The organism is Aeromonas enterica (assembly GCF_054052465.1).
In genome coordinates this window covers 148,974-169,450 of record NZ_JBSTYL010000004.1, presented here as the reverse complement: position 1 = coordinate 169,450, position 20,477 = coordinate 148,974, and the positions used below count along the sequence as shown (strand labels likewise).

16 protein-coding genes are annotated in these 20,477 nt (G+C 60.7%); 12 read left to right on the top strand and 4 right to left on the bottom strand.

Translation table 11 applies throughout. The features are described from left to right. Positions 1-166: 166 nt before the first annotated feature. Positions 167-1,087 (bottom strand): LysR family transcriptional regulator, encoded by a 921-nt coding sequence (locus ACW5XD_RS06720; protein WP_456494202.1) that lies wholly within the window; start codon positions 1,085-1,087, stop codon positions 167-169. Positions 1,088-1,270: 183 nt separating this feature from the next. Between ACW5XD_RS06720 and ACW5XD_RS06715 the strand changes: the two genes are divergently transcribed. The 4 genes from ACW5XD_RS06715 (at position 1,271) to ygjK (ending at position 6,818) form a co-directional block, all read left to right on the top strand. Beyond that, positions 1,271-2,527, top strand: coding sequence for an adenylosuccinate synthetase (locus ACW5XD_RS06715; RefSeq protein ID WP_456494201.1), 1,257 nt, complete (start codon positions 1,271-1,273; stop codon positions 2,525-2,527). A 271-nt stretch (positions 2,528-2,798) separates the two neighbouring features. Next, entirely contained in the window at positions 2,799-3,338 is a 540-nt protein-coding gene (locus tag ACW5XD_RS06710) for a YbhB/YbcL family Raf kinase inhibitor-like protein (RefSeq protein ID WP_456494200.1), read from the top strand. An 11-nt stretch (positions 3,339-3,349) separates the two neighbouring features. Continuing rightward, positions 3,350-4,153, top strand: coding sequence for a helix-turn-helix transcriptional regulator (locus ACW5XD_RS06705; RefSeq protein WP_456494199.1), 804 nt, complete (start codon positions 3,350-3,352; stop codon positions 4,151-4,153). 184 nt (positions 4,154-4,337) lie between these two features. Continuing rightward, positions 4,338-6,818: an alpha-glucosidase gene (gene ygjK / locus ACW5XD_RS06700; protein WP_456494198.1), complete on the top strand. Its 2,481-nt coding sequence runs from the start codon at positions 4,338-4,340 to the stop codon at positions 6,816-6,818. 74 nt (positions 6,819-6,892) lie between these two features. On the opposite strand, the gene tyrS is transcribed toward ygjK, so the two are convergent. Next, positions 6,893-8,092: a tyrosine--tRNA ligase gene (gene tyrS, locus ACW5XD_RS06695; protein ID WP_456494197.1), complete on the bottom strand. Its 1,200-nt coding sequence runs from the start codon at positions 8,090-8,092 to the stop codon at positions 6,893-6,895. 110 nt (positions 8,093-8,202) lie between these two features. Between tyrS and ACW5XD_RS06690 the strand changes: the two genes are divergently transcribed. The 3 genes from ACW5XD_RS06690 (at position 8,203) to ACW5XD_RS06680 (ending at position 12,839) form a co-directional block, all read left to right on the top strand. Beyond that, positions 8,203-9,516, top strand: coding sequence for a peptidoglycan DD-metalloendopeptidase family protein (locus tag ACW5XD_RS06690; protein ID WP_456494196.1), 1,314 nt, complete (start codon positions 8,203-8,205; stop codon positions 9,514-9,516). Positions 9,517-9,619: 103 nt separating this feature from the next. Further along, positions 9,620-10,735, top strand: coding sequence for an anhydro-N-acetylmuramic acid kinase (locus ACW5XD_RS06685; RefSeq protein ID WP_456494195.1), 1,116 nt, complete (start codon positions 9,620-9,622; stop codon positions 10,733-10,735). Between the two features lie 838 nt (positions 10,736-11,573). Continuing rightward, on the top strand, positions 11,574-12,839 hold the full coding sequence (locus tag ACW5XD_RS06680; protein WP_456494194.1) for a RidA family protein: 1,266 nt from the start codon (positions 11,574-11,576) through the stop codon (positions 12,837-12,839). 98 nt (positions 12,840-12,937) lie between these two features. Here the strand turns inward: ACW5XD_RS06680 and ACW5XD_RS06675 are convergent, their stop codons facing one another. Both ACW5XD_RS06675 and tkt read right to left on the bottom strand, forming a co-directional pair. Continuing rightward, entirely contained in the window at positions 12,938-13,339 is a 402-nt protein-coding gene (locus ACW5XD_RS06675; RefSeq protein ID WP_456494193.1) for a hypothetical protein, read from the bottom strand. 376 nt (positions 13,340-13,715) lie between these two features. Then, positions 13,716-15,707, bottom strand: coding sequence for a transketolase (tkt, locus tag ACW5XD_RS06670; RefSeq protein WP_456494192.1), 1,992 nt, complete (start codon positions 15,705-15,707; stop codon positions 13,716-13,718). 342 nt (positions 15,708-16,049) lie between these two features. Between tkt and metK the strand changes: the two genes are divergently transcribed. From metK to gshB, 5 genes are all read left to right on the top strand, one after another. After that, positions 16,050-17,201: a methionine adenosyltransferase gene (metK, locus tag ACW5XD_RS06665; protein WP_456494191.1), complete on the top strand. Its 1,152-nt coding sequence runs from the start codon at positions 16,050-16,052 to the stop codon at positions 17,199-17,201. A gap of 69 nt (positions 17,202-17,270) precedes the next feature. After that, the gene (locus ACW5XD_RS06660) at positions 17,271-17,816 is read left to right on the top strand and encodes a SprT family zinc-dependent metalloprotease (protein WP_456494190.1); all 546 of its coding nucleotides are present in this window, start codon (positions 17,271-17,273) and stop codon (positions 17,814-17,816) included. 72 nt (positions 17,817-17,888) lie between these two features. Then, on the top strand, positions 17,889-18,572 hold the full coding sequence (locus ACW5XD_RS06655; RefSeq protein WP_456494189.1) for an endonuclease: 684 nt from the start codon (positions 17,889-17,891) through the stop codon (positions 18,570-18,572). A gap of 126 nt (positions 18,573-18,698) precedes the next feature. Further along, positions 18,699-19,430: a 16S rRNA (uracil(1498)-N(3))-methyltransferase gene (gene rsmE / locus ACW5XD_RS06650; RefSeq protein ID WP_456494188.1), complete on the top strand. Its 732-nt coding sequence runs from the start codon at positions 18,699-18,701 to the stop codon at positions 19,428-19,430. A gap of 51 nt (positions 19,431-19,481) precedes the next feature. Further along, entirely contained in the window at positions 19,482-20,432 is a 951-nt protein-coding gene (gene gshB / locus ACW5XD_RS06645) for a glutathione synthase (protein ID WP_456494187.1), read from the top strand. The last annotated feature ends 45 nt before the right edge of the window (positions 20,433-20,477 follow it).

The following is a 20,477-nucleotide window of genomic DNA, read 5'->3' as shown; positions in this document are numbered from 1 at the left end:
TGCATTGCACCTGTTGCCTTGTTCGGTGGCAACTCATGCGCGACATGGGCCGTAACCCGACCGCCGATCGGTATCTCCCCTTCCAACCCAGTCCAACCAGGTCAGGCACCTGACGTGAAAACGGACACACAAGGGGCATCCCGTCGGCTTGTCCTGTCGGACCTGGTCAACCTGCTGCCTTGGGCACCGCCTGATGGCGGGCGTCGGGCTGTCGTATCTCCTCCTCCACCCAGTGCAACAGCTGTTTGATGGCCCGCGACAGCACCTGGTTCTGGCGCACCACATATCCCAGGCTGGTGCCGGGGAAGTCGGTGAGCCGGGTCACGGGGGCAGTGAGTTTGAGGCGTGGATGGAGCGAGAAGTCCGGCACTATGGCCACCCCGAAGCCCGCTTCGGCCCAGTCGAGCTGGGCATCCACGCTGCCCACCTCCATGATGCGGCAAGTCGGCAGACCAAGCAGATGCAGCGAGGGGTCGATCAATGCCCGGGTGCGGGTATCGTGGCCAAGCAGGATCAGGGTCGGCTCGTCGAGGGGATCGCTCTCTCCGGCCTTGGCACGGGCCTGCCAGCGAGTGAGCCCCTGCCCAAGGGCGCACCAGGTCACCTGCTGCAATTCTGTGTAGAACAGCGGCTCGCTGCGCTTTTGCGCCATCACGAAGCCGAGATCCGCCTTGCCCGCCCTGACCAGATCCGCCGCCTGATCCGAGGTGGTATTGAACAGGGTAAGATCGATGCCGGGAAACGCCTGCTTGAAGCGCTGGAACGGCTGGATCAGCAACAGGCGGGAGATGATGTCGCTGGCGGCAATGGCGAGCGTGCCCTGACTCAGCTGGTTGAGGGCATTGAGATCGGACTGGCACAGCAGCAGCTCGTTGATGGCGCGCTCGGCGCTTTGCAGCAGTCGCTCACCGGCCTGGGTCAGTCGAAACGGGCTGCGTTCAATCAACTTGACCCGGGTGGCCTGCTCCAGGTTCTTGAGATGCAGGCTGACATTGGGCTGGGTCATGTGCAGTTCGGTGGCTGTCTGGCCGAAGTGCTGCAGGCGGGCCAGGGTAACGAAGGTGTGCAGCCAGTGAATGTCCAGCATGGGGGTCCTCTTGTTTTTCCACATCTGTGCCCATGACGCGGGCCAGCGCGGCAACACGGGGCGTCTTGCCGGTAAAATCGCCACAATTATATGGCTTTCTTATCGGAACTATAAAGATAATTAATTTTTCTAATCCACCCCAGCCTCCTAGGATGGACGCCTAACGTCTTAGGAGAAAGAGTCATGTCGTCTATCGTAGTCGTAGGTGCTAACTGGGGTGATGAAGGCAAAGGCCGCATCGTCGATTATCTGGCAGGTCAATCCGCCGCCAGCATCCGTTTTCAGGGCGGCAACAACGCCGGCCACACCGTCGTCAACGACTTGGGCACCTTCAAGCTGCACCAGTTGCCGAGCGGCGTCTTCAACCCGGAGTGCCTGGTTGTCCTCGGCCCTGGCATGGTCATCAGCCCCGAGCCGCTGACCAAAGAGCTGGCTGAAGTGAAAGCCGCCGGCGTGACCCCGAAACTGGCCATCTCTGATCGCGCCACCTTCTGCCTGCCGATCCATGCGCTGGAAGATACCCTGGAAGAAGTCCGTCTGGGTGATGGTGCTTACGGCTCCACCCGTCAGGGCATAGCCCCGGCTTACGGTGATCGGGTCATGAAAAAAGCGATCCTGGTCGGCTGGCTGAAACAGCCGGACGTGCTGGTCGAGCGCATCCAGTTCTTCCTCGACTGGAAACTGCCGCAGCTCAAAGCCCTCTACCCGAGCTTCGAGTTCAAGCAGACCGCCCAGGAGATGGCCGACTGGCTGCTGGAAGTGTCCGCCCCCTGGATCGACGCCGTCTGCAACGTCAGCGAGCCGCTCAAGGCCATCCAGGCCCAGAACGGCACCCTGCTGTTCGAAGCCCAGCTGGGCGCCGGCCGTGACCTCATCTACGGTGAGTACCCCTGGGTGACCTCTTCTCACGTTTCCGGCGCTTACGCCGGCATCGGTGGCGGCCTGCCGGCCCTGCGCCCCGAGCGCGTGATTGCCGTTGCCAAGGCGTTCAGTACCTCTGTCGGTACCGGCACCCTGATCACCGCCATGGAGAACCAGGAAGAGTTCCGCAAGTTCGCCAACGAGTTCGGTGCCACCACAGGCCGTCCCCGTGACATCGGCTACTTCGACGCCGTTGCCACCAAGCAGGGTCTGGAGATCCAGGCCGCCAACGAGATCGCCCTGACCAAGCTGGACTGCCTCTCCGGCATGCCGGATCTGAAAATCTGCGTGGCCTACGAAGGCGCCAACACCGAGAACCCGATCTGGCCACAGACCGCCGGTCTGAAGCCGGTGTACGAGTCCATGGAAGCCTGGAGCGAAGACATCTCCCACATCCGCAAGTTTGAAGACTTGCCCAAGGCTGCCCAGCACTACGTGCTGCGCATCGAAGCCCTGCTGGGTGTGCCGGTTCCCATGGTCTCCGTCGGCCCGGGCCGCGAGCAGATGATACTGCGCTAAGCCGCCTGCTAGGCTCTCAGCAAGATGTCAAAACCGGCCTCATCGAGGCCGGTTTTTTTATGGCCGCCGCACCACGAGTTGGCCCCCTACCTTGCCACCTCATTTCGCCGCCCCACTCTTTTTCCACCCAGATGCAGTTCGGCTCACAATCAGCCACCGATAAGCCGATATTGAGCCTTTTGGTTGCACCCGAACCGTCCGGCTTCGCTAGACTGATCCCGCCATCAGGATCCGCTTGGCGGGATCCCGTCATCCATAAAGGAGCACCACAATGAAATTACCCCTGCGTTCCACCCTGCTCTCCCTGCTGTGCGTGGCGGCCCTGCCCGCCTCTGCCATGACCTTGAAGAGCACCGACATTCAGGAAGGCCAGCTGATGGACAAGGCGTTCAGCTTCAACGGCTTCGGCTGCAAGGGGGAGAATCGCTCGCCCCAGCTGAGCTGGCAGGATCTACCGGCCGGCACCAAGAGCGTCGCCATTACCGCCTATGATCCCGATGCCCCCACCGGCAGCGGCTGGTGGCACTGGCTGGTGGTGAACCTGCCGGCCAACCAGAGTTCACTTGCCAGCAACGTCTCCGGCAAACTCAAACAGGGCCTTGAGCTCGGAACCGACTTCGGCAGCCAGGGCTACGGCGGCCCCTGCCCGCCCGCCGGTCACGGCATGCACCGCTACCAGTTCACCGCCTGGGCTCTGCCCGAAGCCAAACTCGAGGTGAAGGCAGATACCCCGCCCGCCATGGTAGGCTACATGCTCAATGCCATGGCGCTGGGCAAGGCCACTCTGACCGCCACCTTCGTCACCCCCTAGGAGCCCGCCGGATGAGCGCCCCCTTGCTGCAACTGCATCACTATCTCGGGATCCGCCAGCAGCCGCTGCACCGGGTGCTCATCTATGCGCCGACCATCATCTGGGTACAGCAAGGCCACAAGCAGCTGTGGTGGCAGGATAGGCGCCTGTCGTTTGACAAGGCGAGCTGGCTGCTGATCCCGGCAGGCCACCAGCTCACCTTTGTCAACCAGCCCGAACAGGGCAAGTTCAGCTCCCAGGCCCTGACCCTGCTGGCCCCGCCCCCCGCAAAGTGGCTGACTGATGCCCCGGCCACCCGACTCAGGGAACCGCGCCTTGAGATAAGCCCGGCGCTGGCATTCTGCTTCGAGCTGGTCTGCTCGATGGCCAGCCGCACGCTGAGCCAGGCCACCCAGACCCAGCTGTTGCACGGCTTCTATGCCGAGCTGCACGCCGCCAATGCCCTCGACCTGCTGTTTCCCGCCAGCACAATGACGCTCGGGGAGCGGCTGGCCCGCTACCTCGGCGTAGAGCCCGGCGCCGACCACAGGCTCGAAGCCATAGCCCCCCACTTCGCCATGAGCCGCGCCTCCCTGGTGCGCAAGCTGACCGCCGAGGGGTGCAGCTTTCGTCAGCTGCTGACCCAGGTACGTATGAGCCACGCCCTCACCCTGCTGCAGCAGGCCCTTACTCCGCTGGAGGTGGCCCTCGCCTGCGGTTATGACTCTCCCAGCCGCTTCGCCGCCCGTTTCAAGCAGGAGTTCGGTCTGACCCCCCACCAATATCTGCGTACCTGTCCCTCAATGGACACTCAACACCAAGTAAATAGTTACTAAAACATTCTGTAATGTAACCTCGTGTAACCCGGTGATCCGGCTCACATTCCCTCGCTCAACAGTGTGACGAAGCGCCAATATAGCCCGCAGCATTCCCCTACAATGTCTCCTGCAAACGATTTCACTAAAATAAACGCTAAAAAAGCACCTTCTTTAACCTACAAAATCGTCATTGGAGCGAGACATGTTTCGTAAAAGTTTACTTTCCATCACCCTGAGCGTCGCCCTGTTTGGCCTGACCGCCTGCAACGGCAATGACTCCAGCGCCCCGACTCCGCCCAGTGCGACCCTGGCGAGCCAGTACCAGAACGTGATCGATCGCAGCGGCACCCCGCTCCAGTTCCGAGATTTTGACAGCTACTCCAACCTCAAATACAACCCGCTGCTCGATCTGGGGGCCTGGCATGGCTTCTTGCTGCCCACCAGCGACAGCGAGTGGGGCGGCTTCACCGGCCCCATGGTGATTGCCGAGGAGTACAGCCTGTTCTTCGCAAGCGAACTGGACCGGCTCAGCCTGAGCGACGAGAGCGGCCGCGCCTTCCCGCTCACCAGCGCCAGCAAGCACGAGATCTACGCCATCCCGGGGGCCCTGGTGCAGCGCTTCGAGTTCGAGCCCTTCACCCTGGAGCTGGAGCTGCGTTACGGCGATGCCCGCACCGCCCTTGTCCGCACGCGATTGAGCAATCACACAGATGCGCCGCTCACCCTGACTCTCAACTGGCAGGGAGAGCTGCTCCAGCAGTGGGATGCCAACAAGACGGTGGCCGAGCAGTATCCTGACTGGAGTCGCACCATCAGCCAGAGCGAACGGGGCATCGAGTTCCAGTTCGGCAAGCTGCGCAGCACCTGGAACATCATACAGAGCGGCAGCGCTAGCTACCGTATCGACCGTACCCTGCCCAGCCGCACCACCCTGGATGAAAAGGGGCTTGGCTATGTGAGCGAAGCCAGCCTCACCCTGGCCGCCAAGGGGAGCGAGGATATCTACACCCTGCAGAGCTACGTTCACAGCAGCGATGACGCCAGCCGCTTCCAGCAGAGTCGCCAGGCCCTGCTGGCCAAGCCTGCCAGTTATTTCGACGACGCCATCCGCCGCTGGGAGGGTTACCTCGAGCGCGGCCTCTCCAACCAGGGGATCCCGGAATCGGAGCGGCGTATCGCGGTCAAGGCGATGGAGACCCTCAACGGCAACTGGCGCTCGCCGGCCGGCGCCATCCTGCACGACGGGGTGACCCCCTCCAACACGGCCCGCTGGTTCGACGGGGTCTGGGCCTGGGACAGCTGGAAGCACGCCTACGCCATGGCCCACTTCAACCCGGAGGTGGCCAAGAACAACGTGCGCGCCATGTATGACTACCAGATCCAGCCCGGCGATCCTGTTCGCCCGCAAGACGCCGGCATGGTGATCGATGCCGTCTTCTACAACAAGCTCTCCGATCGCGGCGGCGATGGCGGCAACTGGAACGAGCGCGACACCAAGCCGCCCCTCTCCGCCTGGGCCATCTGGGAGATTTACAGCGCCACCAAAGACAAGGCCTTCATCGCCGAGATGTATCCGAAGATCCAGGCCTATCACGACTGGTGGTACAGAGCGCGGGACAACAACCGCAATGGCATCATCGAATACGGCGCCACCCGCCACGTCGAGCACAACGACGAGTTCGGCAACATCACCTTCAAGGTGCAGTACCCGACGGGCGTACCGGCCGGGCTGGATCTCTCCAGCTGTACCAGCGAAGAGGAGGGCTGGTATGGCTGCGCCGGCATGGCGCTCTATCAGCAGGTATTGAGCGTTGGCGGTTACGCCGACATGGATATCGGCGCCCAGCATGGCGCCGGCTGGGAGTCTGGCATGGACAACGCCGCCCGCTTCGGCTTTATCGAGCCGGATCAGCTCAAACGCTATGCCGACAAGACTTATGGCGGCGACATGGCCAAGGCGCGCCAGGACTGGAACGTCTTCTTCTTCGAAAACCACGAAGATGACGGCAGCCTCATCGGCTTCTCCATCGATCAGGAGTCGGTGGAGCTCAACGCCTTCCTCGCCAAGGAGAAGCGCATCCTGGCCGACATGGCCGAGCTGCTCGGCAAGCCGGACGAAGGGATCCGCTACCGCGAAGGGGCCAGCCAGCTGGCCGGCTATATCAACAGCTGCCTGTTTGATGAGGCCTCCGGCTTCTATTACGACCGCCAGATAGCTCAGGGGGATCTGCCCGACGCCAACGGCTGCGTCGGCAAGCTGTTGACCGCCCGAGGCCGTGGCCCGGAAGGCTGGAGCCCGCTCTGGGCCGAGGTGGCGGACAAGGAGAAGGCGGCGCGGGTGCGCGAGGTGATGCTCAATGCCCAGGAGTTCAACACCAAGGTACCGCTCGGCACGGCAGCGCTGACCAACCCTGCCTACGACCCCGACATCTACTGGCGCGGCCGGGTCTGGCTGGATCAGTTCTACTTCGGGGTGAAGGGCTTGGAGAACTACGGCTATCGCAGCGACGCCCAGATGCTGGTCAACAAGTTGTTTGCCAATGCCGAGGGGCTGGCGGGCAGCGGTCCCATCCGCGAGAACTACAACCCGGAGACCGGCGCCATGCAGGGGGCCAGCAACTTCAGCTGGAGCTCGGCCCACCTCTACATGCTCTATCGCAACTTCCTGAAAACAGAGGGCTAATCCCTTCTTCCAGCGGCAATGAGCCAACAAAAAGGCCTCCAGATGGAGGCCTTCTTTCTATCAGGGGAGCGCGCTTACTTGACGGTCACCCGGGCAAACTTGCGCTTGCCGACCTGATAAACGGCGGTGCTGGCGCCGACCAGCGCCTTGCCATCCTCCAGCTTGTCGCCGTCAACCTTGACCGCGCCCTGCTTGATCATCCGCAGCGCTTCGGAGGTGGTGGTCACCAGATCGGCGTCTTTCAGCAGGTTGGCGATGGCCAGCCCTTCCCCTTCCAGTGCCAGCTCGACTTCCGGCATCTCGTCCGGAATGGCGTTCTTGGAGAAGCGCTGGGTGAAGTCTTCGTGGGCTGCTTCGGCCGCAGCAATGTCGTGGTAGCGGGTGATGATCTCCTTGGCCAGCCAGATCTTCACGTCACGGGGATTCAGGGTGTTCGCGGCGATACCCGCCTTGAAGCCTTCGATGTCGGAAAGCGGGCGAGAGGAGAGCAGCTCGTAGTAGTTCCACATCAGGTCATCTGTGATGGACATGATCTTGCCGAACATCTCACCCGGGGCATCGTGCACGCCTATGTAGTTGGCGGCAGACTTGGACATCTTCTTGACGCCGTCCAGACCGACCAGCAGCGGCATCATCAGCACGCACTGGGCGGCCATGCCGGCATCTTTTTGCAGCTCGCGGCCCATCAGCAGGTTGAACTTCTGATCGGTACCGCCCAGCTCGACGTCCGCCTTCAGCGCGACCGAGTCATAGCCTTGCAGCAGCGGATAGAGGAATTCGTGAATCGCGATGGATTGGCCGCCGGTGTAGCGCTTCTTGAAGTCGTCGCGCTCCATCATGCGGGCCACTGTCTGCTTGGCCGCCAGCTTGATCATGCCGGTCGCGCCCAGCTCGCCCAGCCAGCTGGAGTTGTACTCTATGCGGGTCTTGGCGGGATCGAGGATCTTGAACGCCTGCTCCGCATAGGTGAGGGCGTTGTGCTTGATGGCCTCTTCGGAGAGCGGCGGACGGGTGCTGTTCTTGCCGGAGGGGTCACCCACCATGGCGGTGAAGTCGCCGATCAGCAGGATGATCTCGTGGCCCAGATCCTGGAAGGTCTTCAGCTTGTTGAGGATCACGGTATGACCCAGGTGAATGTCGGGAGCCGTCGGATCCATCCCCAACTTGATGCGCAGCGGGCGCCCTTCCTTCAACTTGGCGACAAGTTCTTCTTCCACCAGAATTTCTTCCGCTCCGCGCTTGATCTCGGCTAGCGCCACCTCGAGCTGGGACATTTTTTGACTCTCCAATCACGATTCCACAGGGCCAAACATATTACTGGAATGGCGGGCCAATTGGAAAGACTGTAAAATCTGGCCATTCTGCCCGACTTCGTCAGCTTCGCATGGTTATTTGGAACGCCTTCAACTCTCTTCCCACCTGGCACCGCAAGATGGTGCTGATCCTGAGCATCATGGTGATGATGCTGGCTGCCTGGCCAAGTGAACAGGCGGTCGCCACTCGGGTCGATGACAACGGCAATGAGCTTGCCGCCGAGCCGCAAGCCGACGAGGACGCGCTGCTGGCCCAGGCCGAGCAGCCCGTCACCCCGCCCAAGCCCAGCTACATCACCAAGCAGGTGAAGGTGCGCAGCGGCGACAACATGGGGGTCATCTTCCAGCGCCTTGGCCTCAGCACCACGGATCTGCACCTGATCGATCAGCTCGAGGGCACGGATACCCTGCGCCTGCTCAAACCCGGTCAGGAACTCACCTTCAAGCTCACCCAAAATGGCGATCTGCACAGCCTCTATTATCCCCACAGCCTGGAGCAGGCGCTCAAGGTGAGCCGCAAGGCCGACAGCTTCGTGGCAAAACCGGTCAAGCTGGAACTCGATACCCGCGAGCAGGTGGCGAAGGGCGAGATCCGCTCCAGCTTCTGGGGCGCCGCCGCCGAGGCGGGCATGACGGAAGATCAGATCATGGATCTCGCCGCCATCTTCGGCTGGGACATCGACTTCGCTCAGGACCTGCAACCCGGGGACAGCTTTCGGGTGGTCTATCAGGAGAAGTATCAGGATGACGAGCGGGTGGCCTCCGGCGACATCCTGGCCGCCGAGTTCATCAACCAGGGCGCCATCTATCGCGCCGTGCTGAACGAAGATGGCAACTACTACACGCCGGAAGGCAAGGCGATGCGCAAGAGCTTCCTGCGCGCGCCGGTCAACTTCAAATACATCAGCTCCAACTTCAATCCGCGCCGGCTGCATCCGGTCACCGGCAAGGTGCGCCCCCACAACGGCATCGACTATGTGGCGCCGGTGGGCACCCCCATCATGGCGGCGGGCGGCGGCAGCGTGGTGGCGGCCGGTTACAACCAGTTCAACGGCAACTACGTCTTCATCAAGCATGCCGGCAACTATGTGACCAAGTACCTGCACCTCTCCAAGCGCACCGTCAACAAGGGGCAGCGAGTGAAGCAGGGCCAGACCATCGGCAAGCTGGGCGGCACCGGGCGCGTCACCGGCCCGCACCTGCACTATGAATTCGTGGTAGGCGGCGTGCACAAGAACCCGCGTACCCTCAATCTGCCCCAGGCAGAGACGCTAACCGGGCGGGAGCTTGCCAACTTCAAGGCCCAGGCCATGCCCCAGCTGGCCAAGCTGGCCAGCCCGGAACTGCAGCTGGCCCAGAACAAGCGGGCCAACGGCGGCAGTTAAACCCAGGCTGGGTGACATGGAACTATGATACCGGGGGCAAAGCCCCCGGACTGTTATCTCGCGTCTTGGGCACCTAGCTGAAGACGACACAGGTGGAGACGAAATGAGCGAGCGTTATATCGGATTGATGTCGGGGACCAGCATGGACGGCATTGACGCCGTGCTGGTGATGATCGAGGGGGATGAACTGCGGGTCGAAGCAGCCCTCAGCCACCCTTGGCCCACCGCCCGTGAACTGCACGACCTCTGCACCCCGAGCGACAATGAAATCGATCGCATGGGGGTCGCCGACAATCTGGTTGCTCGGGAGTTTGCCACCGCGACCCACGGGCTGCTGGCCAAGGCCGGCCTCACGCCTGCCGATATTCGCGCCATCGGCAGCCACGGTCAGACCATCCGCCACCGTCCCCAGCTCGGCTTTACCCTGCAGATCGGCAATGCGGCCTTGCTGGCGGCGCTGACCGGCATCGATGTGATCGCCGACTTTCGCACCATGGACATGGCCCTCGGCGGTCAGGGGGCGCCGCTAGTGCCCGCCTTCCATCAGGCCTTCTTTGCCCGCCCCGGCGCCCTGCGGGTTGTGCTGAACCTCGGTGGCATCGCCAATATCTCTGTGCTGCCGGGCCAGGCCGACGGCGTCTATGGCTTCGATACCGGCCCGGCCAACACCCTGCTCGATGGCTGGTATCGCCGTCATCACCCCAAGGGTGCCGGCTACGATGCCAGTGGCCAGTGGGCGGCCAGCGGCAGGCTTATCCCCGAACTGCTGGAGCAGTTGTTGGCTCACCCCTACTTCATCGCCCCCGCCCCCAAGAGCACCGGGCGGGAGATGTTCACCCTCGACTGGCTCGATGGCGAGCTGGCAGGCAGTGCCTACGCCCCGGCGGATGTGCAGCGCACCCTGCAGGCGCTCACCTGCCACAGCATCGCCCGCCAGCTGCCCGCGCAGAACGAGGCGAGCGGCGCCCGCCAGCCAGAGGCCGAGCTGTTTGTCTGCGGTGGCGGCGCCCACAATGCCCCGCTGCTGAGCGAACTGGCCAGCCTGCTGCCCCACTGGCGCATTGCCAGCACGGCCGAGCTGGGGATCGCTCCCGACTGGGTGGAAGGAGCTGCCTTTGCCTGGCTGGCACAGCGCTTTATCCAGCGCCAACCGGGCAACCTGCCGGCCGTTACCGGTGCCAGCCGTCTTGCAGTCCTGGGCGCCCTCTATCCTGCCTGATCGATAACCGGGATCAGGACCTCCGTATCAAACATCTCTGGGCAAGGAGGGCAACCTGCCCTCCCATACACGGTCGCCAGTCGCCCGGACCTCTACCCCACCGGATAAGTGACACTGGCTGCCCGACCTGCGTCACCTTGGTGGGCAAGCCAGCATTTGGCCCCACCATCTCACCCCATCACCACAATCCGCTAACAGAACGACTGCCCTCTTGTGGCATATTTATCTCTCTATTTTGCGCGGCAAATATCATCAGGATATGCACACACGCGGCTATTCAAGCGCAATAACAAAATATCGCCTATGCAATAGATTGAATTATATTCCAGCCACATCTTTATTAGTCTTTGCATGACCTTGGGCTAGCATATTTTTAGCAAGCTGGATAGATCCCAAAAACGATTTAAAATACATATCTATGCACAATAAAGCCGGTTAACCGCAAGATGGCGCATATTTTTAACGCCTCATTCACAGCCTTGACCCGTCCCTGCAAGAGGAAGAACCCAGTCCACACGTGTTCGCCCGCAATACCAGACCGGTTTGATCCAGCTCTGAATGGTATTCACGCTGAATTGAATAGCAAAACAGCTATATTTCCAAGCGTTGAGCCATCTCATAGAAACGCAATCACCGGTTTGCATCCTCTGATGGCCACTCATAGAATCGCCTCGTCTGAAATAATCAACCCTGTCCCTTCCTCTCTTATCCCATTCAGCTATTGAGTGGCTTAAACATAATAACCTGGGATGCACCCGCTGGCGCAGTCGGCATGGCGTACTCGGATGGGACGAACCTGTACCTGAGTCAACAACGAATACTAAAAAGAGGAATATCTATGAGTGGCACCATCATCAAGGCTGCAAGAAATACCACCAATGCCCCCCAGGATCTGGGTCCCTACACCCAGACGGTGGCTTTCTCTCATTACAACAATATTTCTGCCCAGCTGCCGGTCGATCCCAAGACCGGCAAGATGGTGAGTGGCGACGTCAAGGTACAGGCCAGACAGTGCCTGAATAACCTCAAGGCGATCATAGAGAGCCTTGGTCACGTGATGGACGATATGGTCAAAGCCACTATCTTCCTGAAAGACATGGCGGATCTGGAGGCGGTCGACGCCGTCTATCGCGAATTCTTCCCGGGCTATCTGCCGACCCGTACCACACTCGCGGTGGCCGCCCTGCCGCTGGATGCCCAGGTGCAGATCGACGCCATCATCTCCAATGGCGAAGGCACCTTCCCGCAAGCGCCCTGCGCCCTGGTGAAGCTGGCCCGCAACAGCGACAAGGCCCCGCACAACCCGCTCTCGACCCATACCGTTGCCTTCTCCCACTACAACAACATAGGCGCGCAACTGCCGGTCGATGCGGCCTCGGGCCAGCTGGTCGCCGGTGGCATCCGCGAACAGGCGGGTCAATGTCTGCGCAACATCAAAACCGTGCTGGAGAGCATCGACGTGCCGTTTGACGACATCGTCAAGGTGAACATCTACCTGACCAGCCTCGCCGATCTGGACGCCGTCAACGAGGTCTACACCACCTTCTTCCCGGACTCCGCCATTGCCCGCGCCGTCGCCTATCTGCCGGCCCGCTCCGTGATCAGCGCAGCTGCCCTGCCGCTGGGTGCCCGGGTGCAGATGGATGCGGTCATCTCCCACGGTGACGGCACACCGCCGCAGCTGGTGGAAGACAGACACAACCTGGTGATCAGCGCCCGCAATACCGACAAGGCGCCACGCAGCCCGCTCCATTGCCAGACTGTCGCCTTCTCCCACTACAACCATCTGGCCGCTCAACTGCCGCTGGATATCACCACCGGCAAGATCCTGACCGGTTGTGTCAAAGAGCAGACCGCCCAGTGCCTCGGCCATATCAAGACCATCGTGGAGAGCATCGGCCATGTGATGGACGATATCGTCAAGGTCAATATTCAGGTGAAGAACATCGCGGATCTGGATGCGGTCAACGCCGTCTACACCAAATACTTCCCGGCCTATCTGCCTGCCCGCACCGTGATTGGCGTGAGCGAGTTGCCCACCGGCGCCCTGGTCCAGATGGATGCGGTGCTCTCCAATGCGGAAAGCACCCCACCGCAGGTGTAAGGTTTGGTTTAAATGATAAAAAACACCGGCTTATGGCCGGTGTTTTTTTATCAGGTATCAACATTGACGACCTTATTTATGCTTAAAATCGGCCTGTATTATCCGAGAATCTGTTTAAGCTCCGCTTCTTTCAATTTAAAAATCTCATACTCCCGCACATTTCTGCTCTTGGCGGCAGTGATCCATTGCACGCCGGTTTCATCGGCATGTTTAAACTCCAGTCTGAATACGTATTTTGCACGGGTGACCATAGCCATCACCATTCCTACCAGAAAAGCGACTGCGGGAAGAAATAGCGTCATTCCCTTACCCTGCGCTTCAGTCGGTATAAAGTAGAATAGGATACTTGATGTGATTAACCCAAATAATAACATATTTGTCAGTTTATCTTTCCATGTAAGCTCTTTTACTTGTACATCAGAGACCCGGTTCAAATCATATGAATCAGAATTTATCCTCAGTTTTCCCTCTGACTTATCAATCAATATAGAACAAGCCATTGTAAATACTCCATCCTTTTTAAAAATTATATATCACCTGATTTACTGAAAAAAACCACTCACTACCATGATAGATCGACAAAATAACTCGCCTGTCCTATATCACTGAAAACGATACCGCATTGAACGCGGATTAATCACCATCAGACACATAGCATATTACGGGCGGCATCATATGGCACCAAAAAAAATACCGTAACACAGAAAAACTTTAGAGAGTCGAAATACCCGGTTGTAAAGCTGAATTATTCACACTGGGTTAATCAGGTTACCTGAAAAAAGAAATTTTTATTATAAAAAACGCCCCCCATCTTGCGATGGAGGGCGTTTTCCTGTTCCGGCTATTGGGCCAAGACGACCCAATAGTCAGCAGCTATTACAGGGACTCTGCGGTCGCAACCACGTTTTCCACGGTAAAGCCGAATTCCTTGAACAGCAGCTCGGCCGGCGCGGACTCACCGAAGGTGCGCATGCCGATGATCTTGCCGCCAAAGCCCACGTACTTGTACCAGTAGTCGGCGATACCCGCTTCGATGGCAACACGCTTGGTCACGCTCATCGGCAGGACGGACTCTTTGTATTCGGCAGATTGAGCGTCGAACACGTCGGTACAAGGCAGAGAGACCACGCGCACGGCACGGCCCTTGGCAGTCAGCTGCTCATAGGCGGCCACGGCCAGCTCCACTTCGGAACCTGTGGCGATCAGGATCAGCTCAGGGGTACCGGCGCAATCCTTCAGCACGTAGCCACCCTTGGCGGTATCGGCCAGTTGCTGGGCAGTACGGTCCATCTGGGCCAGGTTCTGGCGGGAGAAGATCAGGGAAGTCGGACCGTCGGTACGCTCGATGGCGTGCTTCCAGGCGATCGCGGATTCAACCTGGTCACATGGGCGCCAGGTGCTCATGTTCGGGGTCAGACGCAGGGAGGCGATCTGCTCAACCGGCTGGTGAGTCGGGCCATCTTCACCCAGACCGATGGAGTCGTGGGTGTAAACGAAGATGACGCGCTGCTTCATCAGGGCGGCCATGCGCAGGGCGTTGCGGGCGTACTCCATGAACATCATGAAGGTGGCGCCGTAGGGGATGAAACCACCGTGCAGGGCGATACCGTTCATGATGGCGGACATGCCGAACTCGCGTACACCGTAGTGGATGTAGTTGCCGGACGCATCGTCGTTGGTCAGGGATTTGGAGCCGGACCACATGGTCAGGTTGGACGGGGCCAGGTCGGCGGAACCGCCCATGAACTCGGGCAGCAGCTTGCCGAAGGCTTCCAGAGAGTTCTGGGACGCTTTGCGGGTCGCGATCTTGGCCGGGTTGGCTTGCAGGGTTTCGATGATCTTGGCGGAGTCGCTTGCCCAGTTGGCCGGCAGCTCGCCAGCGGTACGGCGCTTGAATTCGGCAGCCAGAGTCGGGTGAGCGGCTTCATAGGCGGCGAACTTGGCAGCCCAGTCGGCTTCAAGCTTGGTACCCTTCTCCTGACCGTTCCACTCGGCGGCGATGTCGGACGGAATAACGAACGGCGCGTGGTCCCACTTCAGGAAGGCACGGGCGGCGGCGATCTCGTCGTTGCCCAGCGGTGAGCCGTGGCAATCGTGAGAACCGGACTTGTTCGGTGAACCGTAGCCGATGATGGTGCGGCAGCAGATCAGGGTCGGCTTGCCGGTCTCGGCCTTGGCGGCTTCGATGGCGGCATTAATGGCTTCCGGGCTGTGACCGTCAACGGCGGCAATCACGTGCCAGCCGTACGCTTCGAAACGCTTGACGGTGTCGTCGGTGAACCAGCCTTCAACGTGGCCGTCGATGGAGATGCCGTTGTCATCCCAGAACGCGATCAGTTTGCCCAGTTGCAGAGTACCTGCCAGGGAGCAAGCCTCGTGGGAGATGCCTTCCATCAGGCAGCCGTCGCCCATGAAGGCGTAGGTGTAGTGGTCAACGATGTCGTGACCCGGCTGGTTGAACTGCTCGGCCATGGCCTTCTCGGCGATCGCCATGCCGACGGCATTGGTGATGCCCTGACCCAGCGGACCGGTAGTGGTTTCAACGCCCGGCGCATAGCCGTACTCGGGGTGACCCGGGGTACGAGAGTGCAGTTGGCGGAAGTTTTTCAGGTCGTCGATGGAGAGGTCATAACCGGAGAGGTGCAGCAGGGAGTACAGCAGCATGGAGCCGTGGCCGTTAGACAGAATGAAACGGTCGCGGTCGGCCCACTTGGGGTTGTTCGGGTTATGCTTGAGGTGGCTGCGCCACAACACTTCGGCGATATCTGCCATTCCCATGGGGGCGCCCGGGTGACCGGAGTTGGCTTTTTGAACGGCATCCATACTCAATGCGCGAATGGCATTGGCAAGCTCTTTACGAGAAGGCATCTGTATCTCCTGCGATTGCTTCATTTGATGGCCAAGATTAAGGCGCGTTATTGTCCCAGCAGGGCGCGTGCGGTGCAAATATTATCTGGGCGAATAAAGTAGCTTTGGGAGCTCAATCGCTTTTCTGGCCGGGGCAAACGATTGAGTTGTAAACGGCTTGCACCCCAAATGGGGTAAAGCACGTATCTTGTTCGGCCAGCGCGCGGCAAAACCAAAATAGTGCTGGCAATCGAGGGGGGCGCTAACTAAAATGGACGTCCAGATGTAGATACCTCTACAATCATCCTATCATCACCCGGTTATTGCTGTGGCGATAACCCCAGACAAGCTGAGAATCCCATCATGGCAAAGCTGTTTACTTCCGAGTCGGTCTCCGAAGGCCATCCCGACAAGATTGCGGACCAGATCTCCGATGCGGTACTGGACGCCATCCTCAAGCAAGATACCAAGGCCCGTGTTGCCTGCGAGACCCTGGTCAAGACCGGCATGGTCATGGTGGCCGGTGAAGTAACCACCTCTGCCTGGGTTGATATCGAAGAGATAGTGCGCAACACAGTGCGTGACATCGGCTACACCCACTCCGACATGGGCTTCGATGCCGACTCCTGCGCCGTGCTGAACGCCATCGGCAAGCAGTCCCCCGACATTAACCAGGGCGTTGACCGCAGCGATCCGCTGGAGCAGGGCGCCGGTGACCAGGGCCTGATGTTCGGCTACGCCACCAACGAAACCGACGTGCTGATGCCCGCCCCCATCACCTACTCTCACCTGCTGGTGAAGCGTCAGGCCGAAGTGCGCAAGAACGGCACCCTGCCGTGGCTGCGTCCGGATGCCAAGAGCCAGCTGACCTTCGCCTACGACGACGCCGGCAAGATCCTGGGTGTGGATGCCGTGGTGCTGTCTACCCAGCACAGCGAGTCCATCAGCCACAAGGATCTGGTGGAAGCGGTGCGCGAAGAGATCATCAAGCCGGTACTGCCGGCCGAGTGGGTCAACAAGGACACCAAATACTTCATCAACCCGACCGGCCGTTTCGTCATCGGCGGCCCCATGGGTGACTGCGGTCTGACCGGTCGCAAGATCATCGTCGACACCTACGGCGGCATGGCCCGTCACGGTGGTGGCGCCTTCTCCGGCAAGGATCCGTCCAAGGTTGACCGCTCCGCTGCCTACGCCGCCCGCTACGTGGCCAAGAACATCGTCGCCGCCGGTCTGGCCGATCGCTGTGAAATCCAGATCTCCTACGCCATCGGCGTGGCCGAGCCGACTTCCATCAGCGTCGAGACCTTCGGTACCGCCAAGGTGGCCGAAGATCTGCTGGTCAAGCTGGTACGCGAGCACTTCGAACTGCGTCCGTACGGCCTGATCCAGATGCTGGACCTGAAGCGCCCCATCTACCAGGCCACTGCCGCCTACGGTCACTTCGGTCGCAACGAGTTCCCGTGGGAGCAGACCGACAAGGCCGAACTGCTGCGTTCCGCCGCCGGTCTGTAAGCGTCACGCTTGTGGTATAAAGGGGAGCCTGGCTCCCCTTTTGCTTGTCCGCCATTTGCCGAGAACCCGATGTCCGTCACCGCTACCCGCCTCGATCCCGCCCTGCACCAGCAGTTGCTCGCCCGTGTCGACGCCTGTTTTGTGCAGGCCGAAGCACGCCTTGGCCGCTCCTTTCCCCGCCCGCAAGTTCATTGCAACATGCGCGGTCGGGCGGCGGGCTCTGCGCGGCTGCAGACCTGGGAGCTGCGCTTCAACCCGGCCCTCTATCAGGCCAACCAGCAGGCGTTTCTGGCCGAGGTGGTGCCCCACGAGGTGGCCCATCTGCTGGTCTATGCGCTCTGGGGCCAAGGGCGTGGCAAGGCACGGGTGCTGCCCCACGGCAAGCAGTGGCAGTCGCTGATGCGGGAGCTGTTCGGCCTTGAGCCCAGAACTACCCACAGCTTCGATCTGACTGTGCTGGCCCAGCGCACCGTGCCCTATCGCTGTCACTGCCAGCAGCATCAGTTGTCGGTGCGCCGCCACAACAAGGTGGTGCGCGGCGAGGCTCGCTACCACTGCCGCCGCTGCAAGCAGCCGCTGGAGCGGGAACGGCAGGTGCCTGTGCCTGCTGAGTAAGCCAGCCCGTGTCGCAACCCTGTGCTAGGGTGCCCCTCTCTTCATCCAACCATGTCATTGCCAAGGATCTTCATGTTTCGTCCCCTGTTTTCGTTCACCCTGGCCCTGCTGGTCAGTTTGCCCCTGCATGCCCAGACCTTTCGCGCCGCCAAGCAGGATCTGAACCGCCTCTATCAGGATCACCCCGTCACCTTCTACTGCGGCTGCAAGATTGAGTATCAGGGCAAGAAAATGAGCCCGGATCTCGCCAGCTGCGGCTATGAACCGCGCAAGCAGGCCACGCGCGCCAGCCGCATCGAGTGGGAACACGTGGTGCCGGCCTGGGAGTTCGGCCACCAGCTGCAGTGCTGGCAGCAGGGGGGTCGCAAGAACTGCGGCAAGAGCGACGAGTTCAACCAGATGGAGGGAGACATGCACAACCTGTTCCCCGCCATCGGCGAGGTGAACGGCGATCGCGCCAACTACCGCTTCTCCGACTGGAACGGCACCCCGGATCAGTACGGCCAGTGCCAGATGCTGGTGGATTTCAAGGCTCGTCAGGTACAGCCGCCCAAGGGGCTGGTACGGGGCCAGATCGCCCGCGCCTACCTCTACATGAGCCAGCAGTATGGGCTGCGCCTCGCGGCGCAACAGCGTAAACTGTTCGAAGCTTGGGACAGGCAGTACCCGGCCGATGGCTGGGAGTGCGAACGCAATCGCCGCATCGGCAAGTTGCAGGGCAATACCAATCCCTTCATTGAAAAGCAGTGCCAATAACCCCATTTGACAGGGAGGGATCACAACCCCTCCCATAACGAGACGCGTCAATAGTCGAGTGCGCCGTGAACCCGGCCTCGCAGCAAGACATTGACGCGTTTCCAAGCAAGAGACTGACACTTAGCCATGCGCATTCCACGTATCTATGAAGCGGCCGCCCTGCAGGTTGGCCAGACCCTCGCCCTGTCGGAAGACGGCGCCAACCACATAGGCCGGGTGCTGCGCATGCAGCCGGGCCAGCAGCTGGAGCTGTTCAATGGCGACGGCAATCAATATGCCGCCACCATAGCCCTGGTCGGCAAGAAGTCGGTGGAAGTGACCATAGACGGCTGCGAGGCTCAATCTGTGGAGTCCCCCTTCGCCATCCATCTGGGCCAGGTGATCAGCCGGGGCGACAAGATGGACTTCACCATCCAGAAATCCGTCGAGCTGGGCGTCACCTGCATCACCCCGCTCTTCTCCGAGCGCTGCGGCGTCAAGCTGCCGGCGGACAGGCTGGAGAAGAAGCGCGAGCAGTGGCAGAAGGTGGTGATCAGCGCCTGCGAACAGTGCGGCCGCAACCTGGTGCCCGAAGTTCGGATGCCGATGGAGCTGGACGCCTGGCTGGCGGAAGAGACCAAAGAGCTCAAGCTCAACCTGCATCCGCGCGCCGAGTACAGCATCAGCACACTGCCGGTGCCGGAGCACGGGGTGCGCCTGCTGATAGGCCCTGAAGGGGGCTTGTCCAGCGACGAGATCGCCCGTACCGTGCAGGAAGGTTTCAAGGAGATGTTGCTGGGGCCGCGGGTGCTGCGCACCGAAACCGCCGCCCTGACCGCAATAACAGCGCTGCAGTGCCGCTTCGGCGATCTGGCCTGAAACGGGTTCTGACAATCTCAAACGCAATCGAGCTACCAGAAGGACATTCGGATGACCATTAAACTCGGCATAGTGATGGACCCCATCTCGGCCATCAATATCAAGAAGGACTCCAGCTTCGCCATGCTCGAAGAGGCGCAAAAGCGCGGCTATGAGCTCTTCTATCTGGAGATGTCGGATCTTTACATGGAGGCGGGCCGCGCCTTTGGCACCATGCGCCCGTTGACGGTCAAATATGACTACGCCGACTGGTTCAGCCTGGGCGAGGTGGTGGATCAGCCCCTCTCCACCCTGGACGTGATCCTGATGCGCAAGGATCCGCCGTTCGATACCGAGTTCATCTACGCCACCTACATGCTGGAGCGGGCCGAAGATGAGGGCTGCCTCATCGTCAACAAGCCGCAGAGCCTGCGCGATGCCAACGAGAAGCTCTACACCGCCTGGTTTGCCGAGCACACCCCGACCACGCTGGTGACCCGCCGCGCCGACAAGCTGCGTGCCTTCCACGCGAAGCACAAGGACGTGATCCTCAAGCCGCTGGACGGCATGGGCGGCGCCTCCATCTTCCGCATGAAGGAAGATGACGCCAACGTGGGCGTCATCATCGAAACACTCACCGAGCACGGCAGCCAGTACTGCATGGCCCAGACCTACCTGCCCGCCATCAAGGATGGCGACAAGCGGGTGCTGGTGGTGGACGGTGAACCCGTACCCTATTGCCTGGCGCGCATTCCGGCGCAGGGGGAGACCCGTGGCAACCTGGCGGCCGGTGGCCGTGGTGAGGCGCGCCCCTTGAGCGAAGCGGACTGGGCCATCGCCCGCGCCGTCGGCCCGACTCTCAAGGCCAAGGGCCTCATCTTCGTCGGCCTCGACATCATAGGCGATCGGCTAACCGAGATTAACGTCACCAGCCCGACCTGTATCCGCGAGATCGAGGCCGCCTTTGATGTCTCCATCACTGGCATGCTGATGGATGCCATCGAGCGTCGGCTGGCACGGTAAGCCTTCTGGGGCCTGCGGCTATCGTGCTGGTTGGTTCAAACCTGT

Excerpts from the sequence above, each read along its gene's own strand:
- ACW5XD_RS06720 (WP_456494202.1), bottom strand. The coding sequence starts at position 1,087 with ATGCTGGACATTCACTGGCTGCACACCTTCGTTACCCTGGCCCGCCTG.
- ACW5XD_RS06715 (WP_456494201.1), top strand. The coding sequence starts at position 1,271 with ATGTCGTCTATCGTAGTCGTAGGTGCTAACTGGGGTGATGAAGGCAAA.
- ACW5XD_RS06710 (WP_456494200.1), top strand. The coding sequence starts at position 2,799 with ATGAAATTACCCCTGCGTTCCACCCTGCTCTCCCTGCTGTGCGTGGCG.
- ACW5XD_RS06705 (WP_456494199.1), top strand. The coding sequence starts at position 3,350 with ATGAGCGCCCCCTTGCTGCAACTGCATCACTATCTCGGGATCCGCCAG.
- ygjK (WP_456494198.1), top strand. The coding sequence starts at position 4,338 with ATGTTTCGTAAAAGTTTACTTTCCATCACCCTGAGCGTCGCCCTGTTT.
- tyrS (WP_456494197.1), bottom strand. The coding sequence starts at position 8,092 with ATGTCCCAGCTCGAGGTGGCGCTAGCCGAGATCAAGCGCGGAGCGGAA.
- ACW5XD_RS06690 (WP_456494196.1), top strand. The coding sequence starts at position 8,203 with ATGGTTATTTGGAACGCCTTCAACTCTCTTCCCACCTGGCACCGCAAG.
- ACW5XD_RS06685 (WP_456494195.1), top strand. The coding sequence starts at position 9,620 with ATGAGCGAGCGTTATATCGGATTGATGTCGGGGACCAGCATGGACGGC.
- ACW5XD_RS06680 (WP_456494194.1), top strand. The coding sequence starts at position 11,574 with ATGAGTGGCACCATCATCAAGGCTGCAAGAAATACCACCAATGCCCCC.
- ACW5XD_RS06675 (WP_456494193.1), bottom strand. The coding sequence starts at position 13,339 with ATGGCTTGTTCTATATTGATTGATAAGTCAGAGGGAAAACTGAGGATA.
- tkt (WP_456494192.1), bottom strand. The coding sequence starts at position 15,707 with ATGCCTTCTCGTAAAGAGCTTGCCAATGCCATTCGCGCATTGAGTATG.
- metK (WP_456494191.1), top strand. The coding sequence starts at position 16,050 with ATGGCAAAGCTGTTTACTTCCGAGTCGGTCTCCGAAGGCCATCCCGAC.
- ACW5XD_RS06660 (WP_456494190.1), top strand. The coding sequence starts at position 17,271 with ATGTCCGTCACCGCTACCCGCCTCGATCCCGCCCTGCACCAGCAGTTG.
- ACW5XD_RS06655 (WP_456494189.1), top strand. The coding sequence starts at position 17,889 with ATGTTTCGTCCCCTGTTTTCGTTCACCCTGGCCCTGCTGGTCAGTTTG.
- rsmE (WP_456494188.1), top strand. The coding sequence starts at position 18,699 with ATGCGCATTCCACGTATCTATGAAGCGGCCGCCCTGCAGGTTGGCCAG.
- gshB (WP_456494187.1), top strand. The coding sequence starts at position 19,482 with ATGACCATTAAACTCGGCATAGTGATGGACCCCATCTCGGCCATCAAT.